Source organism: Paenibacillus sp. BAC0078 (assembly GCF_054483875.1).
On sequence record NZ_JBTLRW010000029.1, the window covers coordinates 1 to 22,744 of the forward strand.

A 22,744-nucleotide genomic window follows, 5' to 3' on the forward strand; every position below is an offset into this window, starting at 1 on the left:
CAGAAGGAGACCCGTGCTCTTTATTTGTGTATGAAAAACGTTAACTTTCGCTACTTCGACCGCCGTTTGGATTTCAACATGATTTTTGCGGCTTAAAATGGACTTTACCAACAGTCTGAATTTGTCCACTTAATTTCCTCGAATTCTTGCCATAGCGGATCTTAGTTGGAATTAGTCCACTTAATTCAGGGGAATTCGGCGTTTGGCGGCCGTTTTGGCTGAATTAGTTGTACTTTTTCCACTTCGGTCGGCAGACGGTAGGCCGATAACAGGTCCGTTAGTCGGTCAGCGACGGTAAGCTGTTGAGAGGCCTGCTAATTGGTCGGCAGACGGTTGCCGCTGACAGTCCCGCTGTTCGTAGGCAAGTTAGACGATTGACGGACCAATTGCACGTCAAGTAGCCGTTGGCAGCTAACAAGCAGCTAGCTGCCAACGGCTGTGCTCAATAGGTACACTTGACCGCAATTTAGGATGCCCTACCGGTCACGCCCAGCAAAATACTGCAGCAGTGTCTCGAGATCGGTATGTGACGGGTAGCTGGACAACTGCTCAATAATGGCGGCTGCCTGATCGAGATAGTCCTGGCTGACGCTTTCGGTACGGGCCAGAGCATCGCTGCGGTTGATCAGGCTCAGCACATGGGCAACCTCTTCATCGGAGGAGGAGGGACCGATTGTGCGGATGGCTGGAGCCAGCTCGGGGTCCTGCAGGGCAAACAGGACAGGGAGTGTAACCTGGCCGTGGCGCAGGTCGCTGCCGGCGGGCTTGCCGAGCACATCGGCCGACTGGGTGAAGTCCAGCAGATCATCCTGGATCTGAAAGGACATACCAAGCGCCTCGCCAAAAGCATAAAGCAGATTGGCAGTCTCATCAGTGCTTTCAGTGGAAAGTGCGCCTACCCGCAGGCAGGTGGCCATCAGCATTGCCGTTTTGTTGCGTGATTTCTCCAGATATTGCTCAAATGAAAGGTTGTAGTCGTAGGCATGCTCCATTTGCTGGTATTCACCAAGACATAGCTGGGCGGTAGCTACAGAGGATAAATCGTGAACGTAGCGGTTTTTGTCTCCGGTGTATTTACTGAGCAGTTCAATGATACGGGCGGACATATAGTTGCCGATATGTACAGCCGATAAGACGCCGGTCTTGGTGTGCAAGGCCGGAGCGCCCCGCCGCAGCTCGGCATCGTCAATAATATCATCATGAATTAATGAGGCCACATGAATAAATTCAGCAGCAGCGGACAATTGCAGAGTTCGGCGGCTTGAGGGCTTGCGCCCGAAACGGCTGCCAACGATGACCATGAGCGGACGGAGGCGCTTGCCGCCGGAGCCGGTCAATTCCAGAATACTCTGCGCGAGCTGTGATTTTTTGGGTACATCCTTATCACGGGCCACAAGATTTTGAATTTCAAGGTTAATTTCATTCAGGTCTATATTCAAGGCTTCATGGAGCTTCATTGTATGGTTCCCACCTGTCAAATGGCTTTGCTTGTGCGGCTTCGCTGCCTGCGCTCTTGAATCAGGAACTGTTCAATCCCAGCCGCCGGGTTTTGTTCCGAGAAGTCTCCATTTGACCGCGCGATTTGCAATTTTTTAATTGAGGGTGCCAAATAGGCAACCAGGTCCAGCTCACGGCACTTCACCGCAAACTGCAGATAAAAGCTATATAAATAATCTCCATCCAAAATGTTGCGGGTCAGGTCAGGATGATGTGGGACACATTCCATATGGCGTCCAGCCGCCACGGTAAGAATGGTATAAATACCAAGCAAATGGATTTTGCGTTCATATTCCAGATCATGGCGTTCCAGTACCGGGAGCAATTGCTCACATTCTGCCGGAGAGAGATGCAACTGAATTCCGGCGATGGGTGACATTTCAGCCTCAAGCAGCCGGAAGGTATCTTCAATGAGTTTTCTGTTCACAAGATTCTCTCCTTCTTGTCGGTTTTGCCGGAAGAAACCATAGTCTTGATTATCCCTACAAAACCATTATTCAAAACAAAACGCAGCTAAATCACCTTGGTAAACAAGGAGAGTAATGTGTCCTAGGGACACATTACTCTTAAGAATAACATATTCAGTTGCAGCAACATAAAAAACACATAAGTCACTGCTATTATAAATTATATGATATACGGAGCAGTGAACCGCTGAATCGTCAGTCGGTGAATAGATACCATCGCCGCACGAGCGGGATTCGTTTCCACTGCTTTTTGAGCCAAGGAAGAACGTAGTAGTCGAGACCGAATACGCTGCCCGATCCGCCGATGCAGGCGATAGCCGCCCCAACGTACCAGAGCATTTCGGTAGCTGCCATCTTGGTCGACCAGATCATTACCGCCATAGCGATGGTCGCCAGGGAAGAAAGAGCTGTGAACAGACCTACGATAAGCATAACACCAAAGACGATTTCGGCACAGACCATACCGATTTGGAACCATTTTGCCAGGAAGGTATAGCTTCCATCGTTGTTGTAGAACATCAAATCCATGAACCAGTTCGTAATGTCATAGACAAAGCCTGGAACCGGCAAAGCCGATACGGCTTCTTTGGCAGTGGAAACTGCCGAAGCTGCGGACTGTGCATCTACCGTTGTTTTAACGGCATCCACGGCAACACTGGCTGACGAAGCAGCATCTGTTGCAAATGGAGCAGCAGGGATCAGGAAGATTTTATTCGGATCAACCCAGATCTTTCTCAGCTTATCTATACCTTCATATAACCACATACCACCGAGAAGCATACGGAGCGGAACCAGCCAGAAGTTCGGCGAGCGTTTGGAGAAGTAGCCGCCCACAAAGCTCTTGCGGTTCTCTACATGGAAGAACTCGTGCATCATATAAGTCCATACTTTATTGAAGCCAGCTACCTGGGACAGGTAGAACATATTGATAAAATGCTTGGACAGCATAGCCATGAAGCCGGTAAGCATAAAGAGCTTGCCTGGAAGTCCTACGTTGGCAACGCCGTAGCGGCTGCCGATGGAGACCATCGTACCGTGGAAGCCTGGTTTGTAGGCTTTTTTGGCAGTACCGCTGATATCTGCAGCGATGTTGTTCGCAATAACCGGAGCGGCTTGTTCAGCATTTTCAACCATCTGCGGAACCGGACGGGTCTCGCCTTCAGGAATATAGAAGATGTTGTCCCCTACAACGTATACGTTCTTGTGGTCAACACTTTCCAGATGCTCATCTGTAACAATCCGTTTGCGTCCTTGCTGTTGTACTTCAAGGCCGCCGACAAGTTCGGAGCCTTCGACACCGGCGGTCCAGACAATGGTCTTGGCATCGACGATGTTCTTCTCGCCAAGAGCCACGCTGCCATCGCCAACTTCGGTGATTTTGGCACCGGTCACGATTTCTACCTTCAGCTTGCGCAGACGGGCTTCAGCCTTCTGAATCAGCTTATCCGGCAGGATTGGCAGAATCTTCGGAGCCATATCGGCCACAATCAGGCGAACCTCGGACGGATCAATGAAGAATTCTCTGCACAGCTCATCGCGTTGCTCAGCCATTTCCCCAACCAGCTCGACGCCTGTGAAGCCGGCACCGATGATGACGAAGGTCAGCATTGCGCGGCGTACAGCAGGATTTTTCTCTTTGGCCGCTTGAGTATACATGTCGCGGATTTGGCGTTTGAGTGCAACCGCGTCGTCGTAGGACCAGAAGGAGAAGGTATTCTCTTCAGCTCCCGGAATTCCGAAGAAAGTCGGTTTGCTGCCTGTGCCGATTACCAGGTAATCGTAAGCATAAGTGGCCTTGTCGGATTTCAGCTTCTTACCTTTAAAATCAATGTTGCTGATTTCATCCAGAACAACATCCACTTTGAGACCTGCAAAAATTTTCTTCAAATCAACTTTGATTGAATCCTCAGGCGCACGGTTCGCTGAAACCTCATGCAGCTCAGTCAAGAGAGTGTGATAAGGATTACGGTCGATCAGTTTAATTTCTACATCTTTGTTGTTCTTATACTTCTTTGCCAGTTTCTTAGCCGTGAGTACGCCGCCGTAGCCGCCACCCAAAATGACTATTTTCTTCAAGAGAAACTCACCTCATTCGTCTGATTAGCTGCAAAAGGATAGCGAATGTTATTTCGCGCCTTCGAGGGCTTTTTCTGCCAGTGAAAAGTATTCGCCAACGTGGATGGATACGCCGGAAATAGCGTCAGTTTTACCTTCTTTATCCAGAGTTGGGGCAGCACCTTTGTTGTCAAGGAAGTATTTCTCGGCAAGTGCGATTTCTTCGTGCCATTCAGCAGAAGCTCCGCCGGCTTTCATGCCGTATTTGCCATCTATGGAGTATTGTTTCTTGTCGTCGCCGGCAGCATTCACGCCGCTGAAGTTAGCAGCTACGATATTACCGCCCGCAACAGTCAAAGCAACAGTGGATTTCCAACCGGATTCTTTATCCATTTCGCCTTCAGCAGTGTATCCGCCGTCTTTGTAAGGACCAGCTTGTACAGGGCCGGCAGTCAGAGCGGCTTGAGCTGCAGTTACGAAATCACTAACGCCTACAGAAACGCCGGAGATGGCATCAGTTTTGCCTTCGCCATTTACTACAACTGCTGCAGGATCTTGTTTTTCAACCAAAAAGGCTTCAGCTTTAGCAGCTTGCTCATGCCATTCGGCTTGGCCGCCACCTTTGGATACCAGACCATATTTACCGTCTTCAGAAACTTTTTTCTTCAGGTCGCCAGCGCTCTTAACATTGAAAGCGTCCCAATCTGCTTTAGTGATTTTTCCGCCTTCAACAGTCAGGATTACGAAGGATTCCCAGCCGGTCTTTTCATCAGCAGGAGCTGTGCCGTAATATGTTCCATCTTGATACTTGCCTGCTTCAGCAGTGCCGGAGTTGCTTGCAGGTGCAGTAGTTGCGGCAGGTGCTGTGGATTCAGCAGGGGCATTGGTTGCAGCAGCATTGTTAGAATTGTTGTTGCCGCATCCAGCGAGCAACGTACCGAGTACCAGAGCGCTCGACAAGATTACAGAAGCTTTTTTCATTTAGGTTGACCTCCAAAAAAATAGTTTAAAATATATATATTAAAATGTAAAACATTTTAATAGTAATTGGAAGTGATAAAAATCACTTTATAAATGACATATATCACTTTTGAATCCGACTAAAGACCCTTTTTGTAGCAGCTACATGACATATATCGGCCAGTGATAAGAAAAAATTTAATAAATCCGTTTCTTCTTCGATGGCATTCTAGCACAAGTGGGACAATAGTCATGTGAAAATAATCACTTATCCATGAAGAATTTTATTAACACTTGAATTATATCAAATTTTAAAATATTTGGATATATATTTAGAAGATATTTAGAAGACTATTATGTGACAAAAAATGACTTTGTCCTTATGAAATCAGTTCGCATAATGCCGATTAGTCCTATTTCCGATATATAGCAAATAGGACTGTGATTCCATGAATTCATTCTACTGTTATGATACTATGAATAATGAGTGTTACAATTTTGTAATCTTTATCGGAGGAATGCTATGGAATATCTGAAGATTTTTCTTATGAATTCTGCCTTGCTTATAACTGTCGCTTATCTGGCGAATTTAATATACAAATATACTCTTACGTATGCACCTGCACCGGTAAAAAAGGCGAGCTGGGTGCTGCTGGCAATCTTCGGCGGATGGATAAGTTCTTGTTTCGGATACAGGCTGGACGAGCATGTAATCTTTGATTTGCGTTTTGTGCCGCTAATTATCTCCACTCTAGCGCTCTCTCAGCCTTTTATTCTTATATTGATCGGAGTCGGCACAGGGCTGACCCGGCTTACCTTCGGGATCAACGAAGCGGCTGTTGCCGGAGTGCTTAATTTATCAATTCTGGGCTTTGTATGCGCCGGACTCAGCTTATGGATGCGCCGCTCGCCTGCTTCGGTAGTAAGCAAAGGGCTCGTTGTCATTCTGGTTGTGAATTTGATGAACGCGGTGAATATCCTTGTGTTTGGCGTGATACCTGATCAGGCTTACATAATGAAAATTCTGCCGACGACTCTCCCGTCAGGGGTGATTCTCAGCATATTGTTTGCGCTTATTATCCGTGATTTTCAACTGGACCTGCAGCGTACCGGACAGGTTGTCAGGGCGAACGAGCTGCTGTCCGCACAGGCGGAGGAGCTGCATAAGAATAAGATCGCACTTGAGGAGCGGGCGAAGCAGCTTATGCTGGCGTCCCATTTCAAATCAGAGTTCCTGGCTAATATGTCGCATGAGCTGAGAACGCCGCTGAACAGCATTATTAACTTATCCCAGATTATTGAAGAAAATGATGGCCTGAGCAGCGAGGAAACCACAGAGTATGGAGGCATAATCCACCGTTCGGGCAGCGATCTGCTGTCGCTGATTAATGATATTCTCGATCTGTCCAAGGTGGAGGCAGGCAAGCTGGATGTGGTTCATGAGGAACTGAGTGTCAGCGAGATACCTGATCTGCTGGCGCAGCAGTTCAATGTGGTAGCGAAACAGAAGGGGCTGGATTTCAGCATTGCGCTGGAGGACAATGTGCCTGCGATCATTCATTCCGATCCTCAGCGGGTGCAGCAAATTCTCCGCAATCTGCTCTCCAATGCCTTTAAATTTACTATGAACGGGTTTGTTTCATTAAATGTGCGCACTGCGGAGCGTAAAGAAGCCGAGGTTCTGCAGCGCTGGATTGTTTTTGACGTGCAGGATAGCGGCATCGGAATTGCCGCCGAGAAGCATGCGGTGATCTTTGAGTCCTTTCAGCAGGCGGACAGCACCATCAGCCGCAAGTACGGCGGGACGGGGCTTGGTCTGTCCATCAGCAATGATCTGGCCAAGCTGCTTGGCGGATTTATTACTTTATCCAGCGGGGAGGATCAGGGAAGCCTGTTTTCACTATATTTACCCCTGCAGGCATCCGGTCATAAGGCGGTGTGAAGCTCCAATTTTATTTGTGATTTTGGCGTATTGACAGGAGATTGCTGTCGGGTAGAATGAAGCCAAAGCCGCATCAAAGGAGATCTTATACCCCTATGCACATCATAAGAAACAGGCAGCGCGTTGCCCGTCCCAAGGCCGTCCGCAAAGCCTCGGTACATCGTAAGAATCTGGAGATTGCAACGTTTGAGGGGATCCCGTCAACGATATTTCAGGTGCTGCTTCAAGGGCAGTTTCTGACCGGCTTTCTGCTGTATTTAGGAGCCAGCTCCAGCCAGATCGGTTTTGTACTCGCGCTTACCACTCTGGTTAATGTAGCGCAAATTGGCGTAGCTTTTCTGATCCAGAAGCTGCCGAGCCGTAAATGGGCTATGGTAACGTTTATCGGCCTGCACAGGGTGCTGTGGAGCTCCACCGGGCTGATACCGTTTATTTTCCCGAAAGAGTACTGGGTCACCGCATTCATCGTTTTGTATACGATTGCTTTTATTGTCAATACGGCGGGTGGTATGCTGTGGAACTCAGTAATCAGCGACCTGGTTCCCGCACGGGTGAGAGGCCGTTATTTTGGAATCCGCAATACACTCCTGAATGCTCTGGGATCTCTGGTCATGTATGGCGGCGGCGTTGTGCTTGACCGTTATCCCGGGGGACACGGGTTTTTGATTTTGTATATTGTTGTATGGATTTTCGCTTTATCGAATATTGCCGTATTCTTCTTCTATCCGGATGTGCCCTTTGAGAAATCGGACGAGAAGGATTTTCTGCCAATGCTTAAGAAACCGCTTCACGACAAGCTGTTTATGAAGTCTACGCTGTTTCTTTCGGCCTGGCTGCTGCTGCAGAACTTGAGCGTACCGCTGTACTCTTATGTCATGCTGCAGCTCCTGCACATCAATTATGAGACGTTATCTCTGCTGAACGTGTCCCAGACGATCTTTATGATGTTAAGCTTCTATGTGTGGGGCAATCTGAACGCGAGATACAGCAATAAAAGACTGCTGCTCTGGACGCTGCCGATCATCGCCTTATCCTCGCTTTTCTGGGGATTGCTCTCCGTGCTGCCGATGCTGCCGGTTCTGTTTGCCGCTCATATTATTTTTGGCATGGGGGTTGGGGGCTTTAACCAGCTGGCCTTCAATTTCATTATTGGAGATACGCCGAAGAAGGAACGCCCGATGTACATGGCGATGTATGCGGCGCTGACGGGGCTTGCGGCATTTTTCGGCCCGCTTATCGGCGGGAAAATCTATGAATGGATCAAAGAGTGGCCGCACTGGACACAGGTGTATGGCATGCAGCTTGTCGTTGGGGTACTTATGCTTGCCTTGGCGCTGCTGCTGGGCCGCCGAATTCTCAGGGACGACTAATAAAAGGAGACAGGTCAATGACTAGAATCGCCGTAGTTCTAGGGGCAACAGGCCTGATAGGCCGTGCGCTGACGGAGGATTTGCTGAATGAAGGGGCGTGGGATGAGGTTCGTGTGCTGGTCCGCCGTCCGCTGAAGCTCCAGCATCCCAAGCTGAAGGAAATTATCATTGATTGGGAGCAGCTTGGGCAAAATAAGGAGCAGTTTGCAGGAGTCTCGGCCGTCTTTTGCTGTCTCGGGACAACGATCAAGAAAGCCGGCTCACAGGCGCAATTCGAGCGCGTCGATCTGGAATATCCGCTTGCCGCTGCCGAGCTGGCCAAAGCCTGTGGTGTGGAGCAGTTTCTGGCAGTCTCCTCTATGGGAGCTAGCGCCAAATCACGTAATTTCTACTCCCGGACTAAAGGGAAGGTGGAGGAGGGGCTGATGGCTTCCGGCTTTCAGGGACTGCATCTGTTCCGCCCCTCCCTGCTGCTTGGTGAACGTGAGGAGCACAGGCCGGGCGAACAGGCGGCTTCAGTGCTGATGAAGGCGCTGGATTTCGCCATGATCGGCAAAGCGGCCAAGTACCGGGCGGTTCCCGGTGCTACAGTGGCTAGAGCCATGATGAACATTGCTCTGGCTGAAACCCGTGGTGTGCATGTCTACACCAACGACGTTATCCATGTGATTGGAAGAAGCTGATGGCACAGGTTTGCGTTACACGGAGCTCAGGACGTACAATTGAGACATAAATCATATGTACATAAAGGAATGTGTACAGCAAAACAGGAGGAGCAGATTATGAGTAAAAAGCAGGTAGCAACCGCAAAAGCACCCGGAGCCATCGGCCCTTACAGCCAGGCGATCATCGCCGGGAACTGGGTGTATACTTCAGGTCAACTGGGATTGAACCCGGAGACAGGAGCGCTGGCTGAGGGTGTACAGGAGCAGGCACGCCAATCGCTTAGCAACGTTAAAGCAATCCTTGAAGAGGCCGGAGCATCCCTTGAGCATGTTGTAAAGACGACGGTGTATCTGAAGGATATGAACGATTTCGCGGCCGTAAATGAGGTGTACAGCACCTTCTTTACCGAACCTTATCCCGCCCGCAGCGCTGTTGAGGTTGCGCGTCTGCCCAAGGACGGGCTTGTAGAGATTGAAGCGGTGGCACGCAAGAAATAAGCCCGTTATTCTGTGGAGCGCTGCGAAGTGAATAAACTGTGGAACAGGAAGGTTGTCCGGCTATTGCATAGCTCAGGGCAGCCTTTTTTTGGTGTTTTTTAGGGTCCCCGCAAAGTACCTGAATCGGCATCGAAGCAGAAGCTCCACTTTGCAGGGTTATTTTGCGGATAGCACTCCGGGCTCTCTGGGCAAAATGTAGTATTAGCAGGCCGCAACAGACGAAGGGGGAAAGCGAGCAATGGAGAGCAGTGAGGCGATACGCCCCGAGAAAATAGGTCCGCTCGTGATGAAGGAGACCTGGAGCACAACCGGCAGCCTGGTTTCCTGGGAATGCTCGGAGAATATTTATATTTGCCGCGGGGAGCGCGGGGGGATTGCTTTTGTTTTTTTGAGCGATGATATGTTTCGGATGAAGGTGTTTCGGGACCAGGCACCTGATTTGACGACGACCGAAGCGGTGCTGGCGGAAAGCTGCATTCCGCATTTTTTTCCGGTGGAGGAAACTGAGAATCAATTGATCTTCACGACCGGTGTCATCCGGCTGATTATTGAGAAAACCACATTTCTGCTCCGGGTGGAGAAATTGGACGGCACGATCATCATGCAGCAGAATCTGATGAGCTGGAATCCGCGCGGCGCGAGCCATGCTGAATATGATATGCAGCCGGATTCGCATTTTTACGGACTTGGAGAGAAAGCGAGCTTCCTGGATAAACGCGGGGAGCGTTATACGAACTGGAATACGGACGTATTTGCACCCCATCTGCCGGAAATCGAAGCGCTCTATGAGTCGATACCACTGCTGATTCATATGCACGGCGGCCTGTCGTATGGCTTGTTTCTGGATAATCCGGGCCGGAGTGATTTTGATATGCGCTCGCATGGGGTTGCTTTTACCATCGGCTGCTCTACCATGGCTTATGATATCTATTTCATCAACGGGCCTGACATGAAGGATGTGGTCAAAAGATATACCACGCTGACCGGACGGATTACGCTTCCTCCCAAGTGGGCCATCGGCTATCACCAGTCGCGCTACAGCTATATGAATCAGCAGGAGGTGCTGCAGCTTGCGCAGACGTTCCGGGAGAAAAAAATTCCCTGCGACGTTATTTATCTGGACATCCACTATATGGATGAGTACCGGGTGTTCACTTTTGATCCGGTCAATTTTCCTGAGCCTGACAAAATGATTGCCGAGCTTGGCGAGCTGGGTGTGCGGATTGTGCCGATTGTAGACCCTGGTGTCAAAAAGGACCCCCAATTTGAGGTATATAAGCAGGGGGTGCTGGAGAAGCATTTTTGCCGCCGTCTGGAGGGCGATATTTTCTTCGGCGAGGTGTGGCCGGGCACCAGCGCGTTCCCCGATTTCAGCGACAGCCGGACTGCCGAATGGTGGGGAGATCTGCACAAGTTCTATACGGACCTTGGCATTCAGGGCATCTGGAATGATATGAACGAGCCGGCCGTATTCAATGAGTCGAAGACCATGGATCTCGATGTGATGCATTCGGGGAACGGGCGGCTTCTAACGCATGAAGAGTATCACAATCTGTACGGGATGATGATGTCGAAGGCCACGTATGAGGGAATGATGGGGCATATGGGCGGCGAGCGTCCTTTTGTGCTGACCCGGGCCGGATACGCCGGCATCCAGCGTTATGCCGCAGTGTGGACGGGAGACAACCGCAGCTTCTGGGAGCATATGGCGATGGCGATGCCGATGGTGCTGAACATGGGTTTGTCGGGACTGGCCTTCTCCGGGCCTGATATCGGCGGGTTCGCCCACCATACCTCCGCGCAGCTGCTGGTGCGCTGGACGCAAATGGGTGTATTTTTTCCGTATTGCCGCAATCATTCCTCCATTGGCACGCTGCGCCAGGAGCCGTGGTCGTTCGGGGAAGAGGTGGAGGGGATTCTGCGGGAGTTCATCGGCCTGCGCTACCGCTGGATGCCGCATTTATACAACCTGTTCCATGAAGCAGAGATGAGCGGCCTGCCTGTGATCCGCCCGCTTGTTCTGGAATACCCGCGTGACCCGCATGTGACCAATCTGTGCGACCAGTTCCTGCTGGGGGAAAATGTGCTGATCGCTCCCGTCTACCGCCCCGATACAGACCACCGCTGCGTGTATTTGCCGGAGGGACGCTGGATTGATTACTGGGACGGAGAGGTGCATGAGGGCGGACGCCACATTCTGGCCGCTGCGCCGCTGCGGATTATGCCGATGTACGTCAAGGCGGGGACTTTCGTCGCCGAAGGCCCTCTGAAACAGTATGCGCTGGAGGATACGGAAGAAACGTTAGTATTTCATCTGTACGGAGCAGAGGCGCGAAGCGGGTTCTCTGCTGCTTGCACCCTCTATGAGGATGATGGACACAGCTTCAGCTACAAGAAAGGGCATTATGCGGAAATCAGTGTGCAGGCCGCCGGGGAAGAGGGCAAATTGCGGCTGAGCTGGTCCTATACCGTGCGTGAATACGTTCCGCGCAGAGAATCGTTGCGGTTCACTCTCTGTTATCCGTTTTTTACGGCTGCTGCCGTGGAGGGGCTTGATGAAATTAGCCAGGAGCAGCTTGAAAAAGGGTGCCCCGGCTGGGCCTATAACGGCAAAAATGGGGCGATAATTATTCAGGTGGCCGATGCTCTGGAAGGCGGGGAGCTGCAGATTTATGCGGCGGGGCTGTAGCTAGTAGAAGGAGTTGCCTCATGTTGACTTACGAAAGTTTGAAATGAAGGGATCCCCGCAATGGGGGGACTCGCCGGGGAGTCAGTGCGGGAATAACGGCAGAAATGCCGTTGTTGAGAGGCCACCGGGGAGTATGGGTGAGAATAACTGCAGAACTGCCGTTGTTGAGAGGCCACCGGGGAGTATGGGCGGGAATAACGGCAGAAATGCCGTTGTTTTGTGCTGCCTAGGGTCTTATGCGAAAACGCTCAAGTTTGTGCCTCGCAGAACTGCGGAATCCTGCATTTGTCGCTTTTTTGCAGATCATCTGCAGAAAAATTGCAGAAAGGTTTTTAAATATGGGCTTTTTCGTATAAGATGAAGGGATGAAGAAAAAAACGTTATGGGAGATCATCAATGATTAAGCATCTGTATGCAATATGGTTAGGGGACGTGTTGTTTTGCTTCTCCGGTGAAACTTCAGAGCCGAAGGTGGATGCATGGACGCGTGTAGTCAAGCGGCTGGAGCTTCGGAGCGGCTGGCGTCCTTTTGCAGGTGCTGCGCTGCGGCTTACGGAAGTGAAATATCCGGTTGCCCCCTCTGTGGAAGGAAAGGCGACGCGGCGGGGCGTGCCGGGGCGCACGCTTGAAGGGCTGGCTCTGTCGCCGAAGGACGCGTTCGAAATGCTGCTCGGCTGGGATGAGCAGCTTTGCCGCAGCCAGGGACTTGAGCCGGGCGGGGAGCTGCGCTACTGGGCGGCAGCGGCCCGCTTCGCACTGGAGCTGATGGGCACGGGCGGCATTGTGCCCGGAGCCCTGCCGCCACGGAAAGCAGGCTCGCGCCGGCGCGGAGGCGAGCAGGCAGCCGCTGCCGTCTGGTCCCCGGCTTTTCGGCAGGAGGCGGACAAAGAGCTGTTCCTGCAGATGGCGGCATCCATGCCGGTGCTTGCGCTGGGTACTCATGTGGCCGAGGAAGGTGATTTGTCCTCACGCGAGGATGCCGGCGCTTATGTGCTGTATTCTTTTCTGCAGGCGGTATTGACTGCGGAGATCAAGCGGGTCGTGGCGGAGAATGAAGGGAAGCTCGCGCCGTATAAGGCGAATTACCGGCGCGGTTATTCGCCGCTTACGGAGCTGTGGTGGAACAGCCTGCTCACGGGCAGCCGCGATATCCCGGTTCAGGGGACTCCCGCAGAGGTGGCGGAGCTTCTGAGCACAGTGAACGGGACAGCGGGCAATGAAGTGCCGCATGCGGAGACGGAGGAGGCGCGCAGCGGCCAGCTCGGTCTTGGCTTGCGTCTGGAGCCGCCGGCGGACGAGAGTGAAGAGTGGCGGCTATCCTTCTGGGTGGAGAGCCGTGAGGAGGGGGAATTCTGGCTTCCGGCGGCGGCAATCTGGAGCAGCCGGGAACGGGAATTCACGCTCTGGGGCAAGCGCTACCGCAACATTCAGCAGCAGTTGCTTGCCGCGCTGGGCCGGGCAGGCACAATATCGCCGGATATCCAGCGTGCGCTCACCGTACCGGCTCCGAGCGGTGTAGAGCTTGCGCCGGAGCGGCTCTATTTCTTCCTGAAGGAGAGCGTGCAGCCGCTGCGCGAACGGGGAATCACGGTGCAGATGCCTTCACGCTGGAGTCGTGATGGAAGGCGGCGGGTAGGTATGAAGATGAAGATGCAGCCGCCCGCCGGCGGGGGAGACGGCCCTGCCCAAGCAGCGCTTGGCCTGGAGCAGTTGATCTCCTTCCGCATCGAGGCATCGCTGGGAGATTCGGAGATCAGTGAAGAAGAACTAAGTGCTTTGGTGGAAGCCGGCGTGCCTTTTGTGCGGTTCCGCGGGGAATGGATTGAGATTGACCCCAAGGAAATCCGCCAGGTGCTCAGATATATGAAACGGAATGAAAGCGGAGAAATGACGGCGGCGGATTGGATGCGGCTTGAAGCCGAAGATGGCAACGAACGTCTCTGGAAAGGGATGTCGGTCACCGGGATGGAGACCTCCGGCCTGCTCGCATCGCTTATGGAAGGCGATGTGCTGCGGAACCTCCCGCTGCGTCCGGTGCCGGATGCTCTGCATGGGACGCTGAGACCCTATCAGGAGCGCGGGTATCAATGGCTGGCTTCGCTGAGCGGGCTGGGGTTCGGCGTCTGTCTGGCCGATGATATGGGGCTGGGCAAAACCGTGCAGGTGATTACCTGCCTGCTGGACCGCGCCCTGAATGCCCCGCCTGATGAGAAGCGCCAGCCGGTGCTGATTCTCTGCCCGACCTCGCTTCTGGGGAACTGGCAGCGGGAGCTGCAGCGCTTCGCGCCTTCGCTTAGCCTGCACATCCACCATGGGGGGCGGCGGGTGCGCGGAGCAGGCTTCGCCGAGCTTGCCGCCAGCCATGAGATCGTATTGACAACCTATCACCTGGCAGGCAGAGACAGCGAGGATCTGGCGAGTGTGCGCTGGTCAACCGTCGTGCTGGATGAGGCACAGTACATCAAGAATCACCGCACCAAGCAGGCGCAGAGCGTGATGAAGCTGACGGCGCCGAACCGCATTGCCATGACGGGCACTCCGGTGGAGAACAGACTGGGTGAGCTTTGGTCGATTTTTCATTTCCTGAATCCGGGGTATCTGGGGACGTACCATTCTTTCCGCCAGCGTTATGTCTCCGGGGAGGGGGGAGAGCGGCTACGTGAGCTGCATCGGCTTGTTTCGCCTTTCCTGCTGCGGCGGCTGAAGAGCGACCCGGACATCTCCAAGGATCTTCCCGAGAAGCTGGAAGTGAAATCGTATTGCACGCTGACTGAAACGCAGGCAGCGATGTATCAGGGTGTGGTTAATGAAATGCTAGGCGTGATCGGTGAGCGCTCAGGTATGGCCCGCCGGGGACTGGTGCTGTCCTCCTTGACCAAGCTGAAGCAGATTTGCGATCATCCCCAGTTGTTCCGCAAGGATGAGGGGCGAAGTCTTCGCACGGAGCAATCCGGCAAAATGGAAGTGATGTTCGAGCTGCTGGACAGCATCAACGAGCTTGGGGAATCTGCACTCATTTTTACCCAGTATGTGGCGATGGGCGAGCTGCTGGTCAGCCGGCTGGCAAGAAGGTACGGCAAAGCGCCGCTGTTCCTGCACGGCGGAGTTTCGAAGCGGGAGCGGGACGAGATGGTGCATGCTTTTCAGGAAGGGGAGGGCGCTTCCTTCTTCGTGCTTTCGCTGAAGGCCGGGGGCGTGGGCCTGAATCTGACCCGGGCCAACCATGTGCTGCACTATGACCGCTGGTGGAATCCGGCGGTGGAGAATCAGGCGACCGACCGGGCTTTTCGTATCGGCCAGCACAGAAATGTGCAGGTGCATAAGCTGATCTGTCAAGGAACGCTGGAAGAACGGATTGATGAGCTGATTGAACGCAAAAAAAGTCTGTCGGAGCAGGTCGTAGGCTCCGGTGAACACTGGCTGACCGAAATGTCCAACCATGAGCTGAAGGAACTGGTTGAGCTGCAGGGCCAGGATTGGATGTAGACGGAAATGACCAGTATAAAGGAGGAGTGAACAATGAGCGGACCACTTAAGCTGTGGCTGGAGATTCTGCCCGGAAGGCTGCGGGCTAAGGGGCTTCAGGGAGCGGGGCGGCCTGCGGAAATGCAGGCCAGGCAGACGGCGGGCGCTGCTGCCCGGGACAGCGAAGCGGCGTATGTTCTCACTCTGGAAGCTCCGCTATGGCCGGCTGAGCGGAAGAATAAGGTGCTGCAGGAGCTTGCCGCACATCCGGGAGAGCTATACGGGCTGCTGCAAGGCAGGCTGCCCGACAGGCTTTCGGGGTTAGGGCTGCTGCCTGCTGCGGCGGAGCTGGAAGCTGCGGTCTATGAGCAGGGAGAGGGAACAGCAACCCGGGCAGAGCTGCAGGAGCTGATCAAGCAGCAGCTATCCGAAGAACCGCTGCTGGCATTGTCGCTGCGCGGCCTGGACAAAGAGGAGCTGCTGGCCGGAGTATTTGGCCTGTGGGCCGAAGAAGAGGTCCTGGAGGCCGGTACAGGCAAACCGGCCAGCGGTGCGCTGGCGGCAGAGCTGGCCCGCCTGGAGCGCAAGGGACCTGCGGTGTCCGCGGGAGAATGGCTGGCGGAGGCCGCTGCCGAAGGCTCGCTTCACCAGCCGGGGCCGCTGTTTCATGAGATCGCTGCCCGGCCGTTCCCGGTGTCCCCGGTGGTAGCGGAGCCTGCGGAGAATTGGCCGGCCCTGCTGCCTCAGACACCGGGAGCCACTGAAGGGCTGACGCTCATCATGCGGCGTGTGGCTGAGGCGGCTGCCCGCCGGGCTGCTGGTTTGAGCAAGCTGTAAAGTGAAAGATTAAGCTGAATGGGGGATGCGGCTTTTTTTGGAGGAAGCAGACCGCAGCTCAGCTATTCCAGCAGCTTCTCTTGCTTGCTGTGCTCCTGAACGCGAAATAGTTCTCACGGTGAGTGAGCGCATATAGTTGAAGGGCAGCATATGAACAGGCTAACCAATGTTCATATGCTGCCCTTTTAGACGTTATAAGACCTTTTGAAGCGATTATTCCTTGGCGGGTCCTTCGGTCAGCTCCAGAATTTCACGGCGCAGGCGGAGCATCTTCTGATCCAGCTCATCGGCGGCGCGGGCGGCTTCCTTCAATTCTTCGGCAACGTGCGGCGGCAGCTGCTTGTCGAATTTATAATAGAGAATATGCTCCATGCTGGCCCAGAAATCCATTGCAAGCGTGCGTAGCTGAATCTCCGCCTTCACCCAGCGGGTGCCTTCCAGCAGGACGAGCGGAATGGCTACAATAACATGAAGACTTTGATAGCCGTTAGACTTGGGATTGGCGATATAGTCCTTGATCTCCAGCACCCGGATATCTTCGCGTACGCATAGATGATCGACCAGACGGTAAATATCCTTCACAAAAGCACAGACGATACGCATGCCTGCGATATCATGAATGTGCTGCTCCATATTCTCTATGGTGAACTCATGGCCCTTGCGCTCCATCTTTTGCAGAATGCTCTTGGGTTCCTTGATGCGTGACTTGACATGCTCAATCGGACTGAAGCCGTCGCGCACCTGCCACTCTGTCTTAATGATATCAATCTTATTCTCAAGCTCATTCAGAGCATGGCGGTAGAGCGCCGGCAGCGCTTTGAAATCTTCACCCTGTTTGGCGAAATCCTCGCCCATCTGCCATTTTTGCAAATCCTTGACATGTACCTGCAACTGATTCAGCGTAACTTGTGTACTATCATTTTCTTCCACTGAGACTCTCCCGGTTTTCGTCGTTATATGTGACTGATTGCTTCTTTATTTTACCCCATGTGCCGCCCCGGAAGCAAAATAAGTCTGAGACTCCCCGCTTGTCCAAGACAATTTTACAGAAACATTTTAGGAGTGGCAGCGTATTAGCACACATAAAGTATGTATTAATGAATCTGTTCGAGACATTTGGTATGATAGAAGCACGTTTTACGCTTCTGCATGGAGCGTTTAAGGGCAACTTAAACTATTGGGGCAGCAAATCAGCCCTGTTCTCACTCTGGAGAAGGAGGAACTGCAATGAATATACTTAAGCGCATCAAAGACGGTGCCAGCCGGGTGAGTGAAAAAGCGCAAAGCTCGGTGGAAATCGGCAAGCTGAATGGACATATCTCCGATATTGAACGCGAGATGGAAGTTGAATTTATGAAGATGGGAAAGCTTTTCTATGAAGGCTACCGTTCCAGGGATATGTCTGTGGCTGAAGGCAAAATGGTGGAGCTCTCGCGGGGCTGCTTCAAGCTTCAGGAGCAGATTGACGGGCTGCGTGCACGGATTGCTGAGCTGAAGAATGAACAGCTCTGCGCCTGCGGGCAGGTGGTCACCCTGGGAGCCAATTTCTGTCCGCACTGCGGACGCAAGCTGGAGCCTGCTCCCTCGCTAAGAAAAGAAGCGGCGGCAGTGAACGTACATATCGTTCATAAGCATGAAGAGGAAGAGGATGAATACTACGGCGAGGAAGAGCTGACAGAAGCCGAGAAGGAATTAGCAATGCGCCACGATCTACGTGCGTCATACACGGAGAAGCCGCCTGTGAAGGAGGAGCTGCCCCCGGAGCATTTCGGAACGGCTCAGGAGGAGGAACGCGGACGCCGCGAGGCCGATGAGCTGGAACGCGAACGCGAGAGACAGCTTGAGCTGGATCGCCGTATTCGTGATTGGAGAGCTGCCGAGCCGGAGGAAGAGGCGGCGGTCAGCGAGGGAGGCAGCGTGCGCGAGCTTGTGAAATGCCAGATCTGCCGGGCCGATCTGCCCAAGGGCTCGATGTGGTGCCCGCGCTGCGGCTCGGAGCAAATTTAGACAGGAGTTACAGTCAGCTTAGGGGGACAACATAGATGGAACAGTTGCTGCTGCATCTGCGCAATTTGGGTTTCACGGAGATGGAATCCAAAATCATGGTCGAGCTGGCCACCAAAGGCCAGGCTTCGGGCTACGAAGTGGCAAAACAGCTCGGAGTATCGAGATCTAACGTATATGCGGCGCTTCAGCGCTTGACTCAGCAAGGATATGTAAGATGCGGTGAAGGGGAGCCGGCGCGCTACAGCGTGCTGGACCCTGAAGAGCTGGCGACAATGATTTCCGGCCGGGTGCAGGCTTCGCTGGCATATATGGAGAGTGAAATGCCGCGCGGCGGACCGGTCAGCCCGTCCTTCTACAATGTGGAGGGCGACCGCAATGTGCTGGGGGCGCTGATTCGCCAGCTTAATCTGGCCGGGCAGGAAATTGTAGTCGATGTATGGCGGGAGGAAGCCTCATTGCTGCGCAGCGAGCTTGCGCAAGCAGAGAAGCGCGGGGTGAAGCTGCTGTGGGCCTTTGACGGCGGCAACGCGGCTCCGGCTCCATATCCGGCATGGCCGCCGCTTGGCGGGAAGCCGCGCAGAAGCGGAGGACGGAAGTTTTCATTTGTCATCGACCGGGCCTGGTGTATGCTGGGCATGCGCTATGAGGATGGCACCGCGCAGGCGGTCATCACTGAGCATCCGGTGCTTGTGGAGCTGCTGCTGAACCACTTTGCACAGGAAATGGTGCTCTTCGAGCTGGAGGAGGACATGGGACCTGAGCTTGCGAAGCGGTACGGTGAGCGCTACAGCCGCATTTTCGGCAAATATGTGCTGCATGACCAGGATAGCCGGGAGCAAACGGATGAAATAGCGGAGGAGCAAGAATAAGCGTATGAACATGCGGAGCAGCTCCGCAGCCTGAAGCTAATATTAAGCTGTATAAGTTGAACTGAAAAAACATAACAAGGGCAGAAGTGCGGAGGGGAAGTTTGGAACTGTAGGAGCGATAGCGTCCGCCTTTGTCTACGGATTTCATCCGCCGAAGCATAATAAATCAAGAAATCTGTAGACAACAGCGGCCGGAAGTCCAAACATTCCCCGCAGTTACGACTATGCCCAAATATGAAAAACTAAAGTTCAACTTATATAGGGAGGTGAAGAAATGGAATGTATCGTTCATTTTGAAGTGGAGCATCCGGAAGGCGTCAAGAATTTGCGTGGCCTGCTGTTTCTGGATGAGGATCAGTCCCCCGGAGAACAAGAGCTAATCAGCATGTTCAAGGACATGAAGTTCGATGTGCGGCTGGATGACCGCGAGAAGCTGATCTTTAAGCCTGTGAATCCGGGCGAAAAGTATTCGCAGATCCGTATTACGGGCTTCGACACCGGGAAAGAGAACAGCACAGAGGATCACAATCTGAAGTCAATTGTCGGCAACCTGCTGCCGCAGAAGCCAACAGGACTGTAAATCAAAGCCGGGCCAGGGTCCATTTCAGAAGAGAAGGGGGAGCACGGATGAAGCTGCTCAGACAAAAGGTTCTGGATGAAGGCATTGTTCTCGGTCAGGGTGTGCTCAAGGTGGATTCTTTTCTGAATCACCAGATGGACCCTTTCCTGATGCGCGAGGTGGGCCGCGAGTTCACCCGCCGTTTCGCCGGGGAAGAAGTGACGAAGGTGCTCACTATCGAATCCTCCGGGATCGCCCCCGGGATCATGACCGCGCTGGAGCTTGCGGTGCCGCTGATATTTGCCCGCAAGCGGAAATCGCTGACCCTGACGGAAGACATCTATGTGGAGAAGGTCTACTCATTTACGAAAAAAGAAAGCAATGAAATCACCGTTTCCAAAAGGTTCATTGCTCCCGGCGAACGTGTGCTGATTGTCGATGATTTCCTCGCCAACGGCGAGGCCGCCTTCGGCCTGGCCCGGATCGTGGAGCAGGCAGGCGGCACCGTGGCCGGGATCGGCATCGTGATCGAGAAATCCTTCCAGCCGGGCAGCCGTCTACTCAAGGAAGCCGGCTACCGCGTGGAGTCCCTGGTCCGCATCGCTTCGCTCGACGGGGGTGCAGTCACCTTTGCCGAAGATGATGGGGAGCAGCGCTCCGAATAGAGAAATAACACAACGAACCTTTCTGCCACGTTGCCGTGGAGGAAGGTTCGTTTGTTTGTGGAGCGGGCCTAGCCGCTGGCGGAGCAGGGATCGGCTGCGCCCTGAACGCCGGCCAGCGGCGAGAGCACGCGCAGCGCGCAAGGCTCGCAGCGCACGGCCATCGGCGCCGTGCCGAGGCTCTCGCCGTCGCCGATGGCATGGCGCGGCTGCGCGAAGCGGACAGCTACGCTGTGTCCGCGCAGCATGGTCACGAAGGGCAGCGCCGTATGCGTGCCCTTCATGACCGTCGGGAACAGCCGCAGCAGCTGCCAGCGGCTGATCCCGTGCACGACGCAGACGTCGAGCAGGCCGTCATCGGCCTTCGCCTGCGGGCAGATCAGCAGCCCGCCGCCGTAGCTGGGCAGGTTGCAGATCGAGACAAGCCACGCGTTCTCGAAGGCCTGCTCTTTGCCGTCGCAGGTGACGCTCACGCGGCAGGGCTTGAAGGTCATCAGCGTATGCAGAATGCCGATGAGGTAAGCAAGCTGTCCGGCGCCGAGGGCGTTGCACAGCCGTTTGTAAGGGCCGTTATTGACATTGACGGCCACCTGGGCATCGAAGCCGCTGGCCACGGCGGTCAGCGTCCAGCCATCCGCGCCTGACAGCAGGTCGGCTGTCAGGCAGCGGTCCTGCAGCGCGGCGTCCAGCGCTGCCTCTGTGGCCAGCGGGATGCCGAACCCGCGGGCCGTGTCGTTGCCGGAGCCGGCGGGAATCACCGCCAGCGCCACGCCTCTGATCCGCAGCGCGCCCAGCACGCTGTGGATCGTGCCGTCGCCGCCGATCACGATGGCGGCGCGCCAGTCCTCACGGCGTGCAAGCGCGTGGAGGACCTGGGTCTCTGCGCTGTCCGCGCTTTGCGTGAACAGCGCTTCGTAAGGAGTGGCGCGAGCCTGGAGCATGGGCTCCACGGCATGCCAGGTCCGCTGCCCCGCGCCACCACCGGAACGGGGATTTATGATGAATAGATACATGGATGTTCCTCCAGCCTGCAGATTCCTGTATGTCTTGAATCCATTGTACGAAGCGGAAGAGGAAAAGGGAATCTTTTTAACAGCAAGAGGCTTGCTGAATCGATCGCTGCAGGAGGGAGCTACAGCTGGCGGAGCTGGTTCTCGGCGATGTCCCCCACCCAGGGCAGCTTATACCATCTTCCGCCCAGCGCATGGTAGATCATAAGCAGCCACACGGCGAAGCTGCACAGAGAGATGAGGACGGCGGCCAGCGGACCCAGCAGCGGAATGAACCCGCTCAGCACGTGGCAAATCGTCAGCGCACCAAAGGCAATCAGCGATTGCAGCGCATGAAAGAGCACAAAGCGGCTGCGCTTCTCCAGGGCGAGGAAGATGATTCCTCCAATAAAAGGGAAAAAGTAGCATATGGCCGCAGCGATATTATCGGGCAATCCGGTGGATGATCTGAAAGGGGACAATCTGGCTCACGCTCCTTGAGGTTGGTAAAGAGGCGGTTCTCGTCTTCCCGCTTCTCTACAAGCCTATGAAGGGGCTGTACAAAGTATGTGGGCGAAAGGCACGCTCGAAGCTAAATGCTTGCAGCCTAACATGCAGTGAAAGGTAAATGAATAAAATAAAACTCATTCGCACATTTTACAAGGAAAGGTGGAACTTGGACTGGAATATGATACAATATAGCGATAAGGCCCGAAAGGAGTGATTCAGCAAGTGGCTCTTCGGGTAACCAAAGTGTCTAAGGTGTCTATATTTAAGACATCCTTATTCTCAGCCCAAATCACGACGAACCTGCTTCACCGGCAAGGCGGCTTTCGGGAATCCCGGAAGGACAGTCTGGACGGATAATGCAAGCCACGTATGTGTAATGGTTTCTTCACTTGCATTTCAAGGTTACGGCGGACTTTTCATCATGCATTCTCTACAACGGAGCATTCATTTTCAATGTTTTGGGAGGGAACTGATCATGGCAAGTAAAGGTCATAACGAAGTCAAGGAAAGTCTGCGGGAAATGACACGAATTTTCCGGCCCAAGGATCCCAAGAAATTTGTGAAGGAGTACGTCCGGAAGTACCGGATTACGGGAGGCTACGAAGAGGAGCTGACCATGGTCGTGGAGCATGAGCTGGTGAGAATGAACTCATCTGTCTCCTAGCTAACAGACAGGAATGCGCTGCTTGCTTTTGAACAACAT

At 53.7% G+C, this 22,744-nt stretch carries 19 protein-coding genes; 12 read left to right on the forward strand and 7 right to left on the reverse strand.

Annotated features, from left to right (window positions below; translation table 11 throughout):
* Positions 1 to 476: 476 nt before the first annotated feature.
* From ACX1DY_RS29350 to ACX1DY_RS29365, 4 genes are all read right to left on the reverse strand, one after another.
* Positions 477 to 1,457, reverse strand: coding sequence for a polyprenyl synthetase family protein (locus tag ACX1DY_RS29350; RefSeq protein WP_458967656.1), 981 nt, complete (start codon positions 1,455 to 1,457; stop codon positions 477 to 479).
* 17 nt (positions 1,458 to 1,474) lie between these two features.
* Positions 1,475 to 1,924: a hypothetical protein gene (locus ACX1DY_RS29355; RefSeq protein ID WP_458967657.1), complete on the reverse strand. Its 450-nt coding sequence runs from the start codon at positions 1,922 to 1,924 to the stop codon at positions 1,475 to 1,477.
* Between the two features lie 235 nt (positions 1,925 to 2,159).
* Entirely contained in the window at positions 2,160 to 4,040 is a 1,881-nt protein-coding gene (locus tag ACX1DY_RS29360; RefSeq protein ID WP_458967658.1) for an FAD-dependent oxidoreductase, read from the reverse strand.
* Positions 4,041 to 4,088: 48 nt separating this feature from the next.
* Complete coding sequence (locus tag ACX1DY_RS29365) at positions 4,089 to 5,000, reverse strand: FMN-binding protein (protein ID WP_458967659.1); 912 nt, start codon at positions 4,998 to 5,000, stop codon at positions 4,089 to 4,091.
* 502 nt (positions 5,001 to 5,502) lie between these two features.
* Here ACX1DY_RS29365 and ACX1DY_RS29370 point away from each other — a divergent pair.
* From ACX1DY_RS29370 to ACX1DY_RS29400, 7 genes are all read left to right on the forward strand, one after another.
* A complete protein-coding gene (locus ACX1DY_RS29370) occupies positions 5,503 to 6,921 on the forward strand; it encodes an ATP-binding protein (protein ID WP_458967660.1) in 1,419 nt (472 codons plus the stop codon).
* Between the two features lie 95 nt (positions 6,922 to 7,016).
* Positions 7,017 to 8,291, forward strand: coding sequence for an MFS transporter (locus ACX1DY_RS29375; protein WP_458967661.1), 1,275 nt, complete (start codon positions 7,017 to 7,019; stop codon positions 8,289 to 8,291).
* A 17-nt stretch (positions 8,292 to 8,308) separates the two neighbouring features.
* Complete coding sequence (locus ACX1DY_RS29380; RefSeq protein WP_458967662.1) at positions 8,309 to 8,974, forward strand: oxidoreductase; 666 nt, start codon at positions 8,309 to 8,311, stop codon at positions 8,972 to 8,974.
* Between the two features lie 99 nt (positions 8,975 to 9,073).
* Positions 9,074 to 9,454: a RidA family protein gene (locus ACX1DY_RS29385; RefSeq protein ID WP_458967663.1), complete on the forward strand. Its 381-nt coding sequence runs from the start codon at positions 9,074 to 9,076 to the stop codon at positions 9,452 to 9,454.
* A 238-nt stretch (positions 9,455 to 9,692) separates the two neighbouring features.
* A complete protein-coding gene (locus tag ACX1DY_RS29390) occupies positions 9,693 to 12,143 on the forward strand; it encodes a glycoside hydrolase family 31 protein (protein WP_458967664.1) in 2,451 nt (816 codons plus the stop codon).
* 396 nt (positions 12,144 to 12,539) lie between these two features.
* Positions 12,540 to 15,629 carry a DEAD/DEAH box helicase gene (locus ACX1DY_RS29395; RefSeq protein ID WP_458967665.1) on the forward strand — a complete coding sequence of 1,030 codons (3,090 nt, stop codon included), beginning with the start codon at positions 12,540 to 12,542 and terminating at the stop codon, positions 15,627 to 15,629.
* A gap of 33 nt (positions 15,630 to 15,662) precedes the next feature.
* Positions 15,663 to 16,445 (forward strand): hypothetical protein, encoded by a 783-nt coding sequence (locus tag ACX1DY_RS29400; RefSeq protein WP_458967666.1) that lies wholly within the window; start codon positions 15,663 to 15,665, stop codon positions 16,443 to 16,445.
* A 213-nt stretch (positions 16,446 to 16,658) separates the two neighbouring features.
* On the opposite strand, the gene ACX1DY_RS29405 is transcribed toward ACX1DY_RS29400, so the two are convergent.
* Positions 16,659 to 17,375: a GTP pyrophosphokinase gene (locus tag ACX1DY_RS29405; RefSeq protein WP_458967667.1), complete on the reverse strand. Its 717-nt coding sequence runs from the start codon at positions 17,373 to 17,375 to the stop codon at positions 16,659 to 16,661.
* A 297-nt stretch (positions 17,376 to 17,672) separates the two neighbouring features.
* Between ACX1DY_RS29405 and ACX1DY_RS29410 the strand changes: the two genes are divergently transcribed.
* The 4 genes from ACX1DY_RS29410 to ACX1DY_RS29425 all read left to right on the forward strand — a co-directional run bounded on the left by ACX1DY_RS29410 (position 17,673) and on the right by ACX1DY_RS29425 (position 20,545).
* Positions 17,673 to 18,452: a zinc ribbon domain-containing protein gene (locus tag ACX1DY_RS29410; RefSeq protein ID WP_458967668.1), complete on the forward strand. Its 780-nt coding sequence runs from the start codon at positions 17,673 to 17,675 to the stop codon at positions 18,450 to 18,452.
* Between the two features lie 35 nt (positions 18,453 to 18,487).
* Entirely contained in the window at positions 18,488 to 19,321 is an 834-nt protein-coding gene (locus tag ACX1DY_RS29415; RefSeq protein ID WP_458967669.1) for a TrmB family transcriptional regulator, read from the forward strand.
* Positions 19,322 to 19,595: 274 nt separating this feature from the next.
* Complete coding sequence (locus ACX1DY_RS29420; RefSeq protein ID WP_458967670.1) at positions 19,596 to 19,901, forward strand: hypothetical protein; 306 nt, start codon at positions 19,596 to 19,598, stop codon at positions 19,899 to 19,901.
* Between the two features lie 47 nt (positions 19,902 to 19,948).
* A complete protein-coding gene (locus tag ACX1DY_RS29425) occupies positions 19,949 to 20,545 on the forward strand; it encodes a xanthine phosphoribosyltransferase (RefSeq protein WP_458967671.1) in 597 nt (198 codons plus the stop codon).
* Between the two features lie 68 nt (positions 20,546 to 20,613).
* On the opposite strand, the gene ACX1DY_RS29430 is transcribed toward ACX1DY_RS29425, so the two are convergent.
* Positions 20,614 to 21,555: a diacylglycerol/lipid kinase family protein gene (locus ACX1DY_RS29430; protein ID WP_458967672.1), complete on the reverse strand. Its 942-nt coding sequence runs from the start codon at positions 21,553 to 21,555 to the stop codon at positions 20,614 to 20,616.
* 119 nt (positions 21,556 to 21,674) lie between these two features.
* Entirely contained in the window at positions 21,675 to 22,013 is a 339-nt protein-coding gene (locus tag ACX1DY_RS29435) for a DUF4870 domain-containing protein (protein WP_458967673.1), read from the reverse strand.
* 503 nt (positions 22,014 to 22,516) lie between these two features.
* Here ACX1DY_RS29435 and ACX1DY_RS29440 point away from each other — a divergent pair.
* Positions 22,517 to 22,705 (forward strand): hypothetical protein, encoded by a 189-nt coding sequence (locus ACX1DY_RS29440; protein ID WP_019913840.1) that lies wholly within the window; start codon positions 22,517 to 22,519, stop codon positions 22,703 to 22,705.
* Positions 22,706 to 22,744 lie beyond the last annotated feature (39 nt).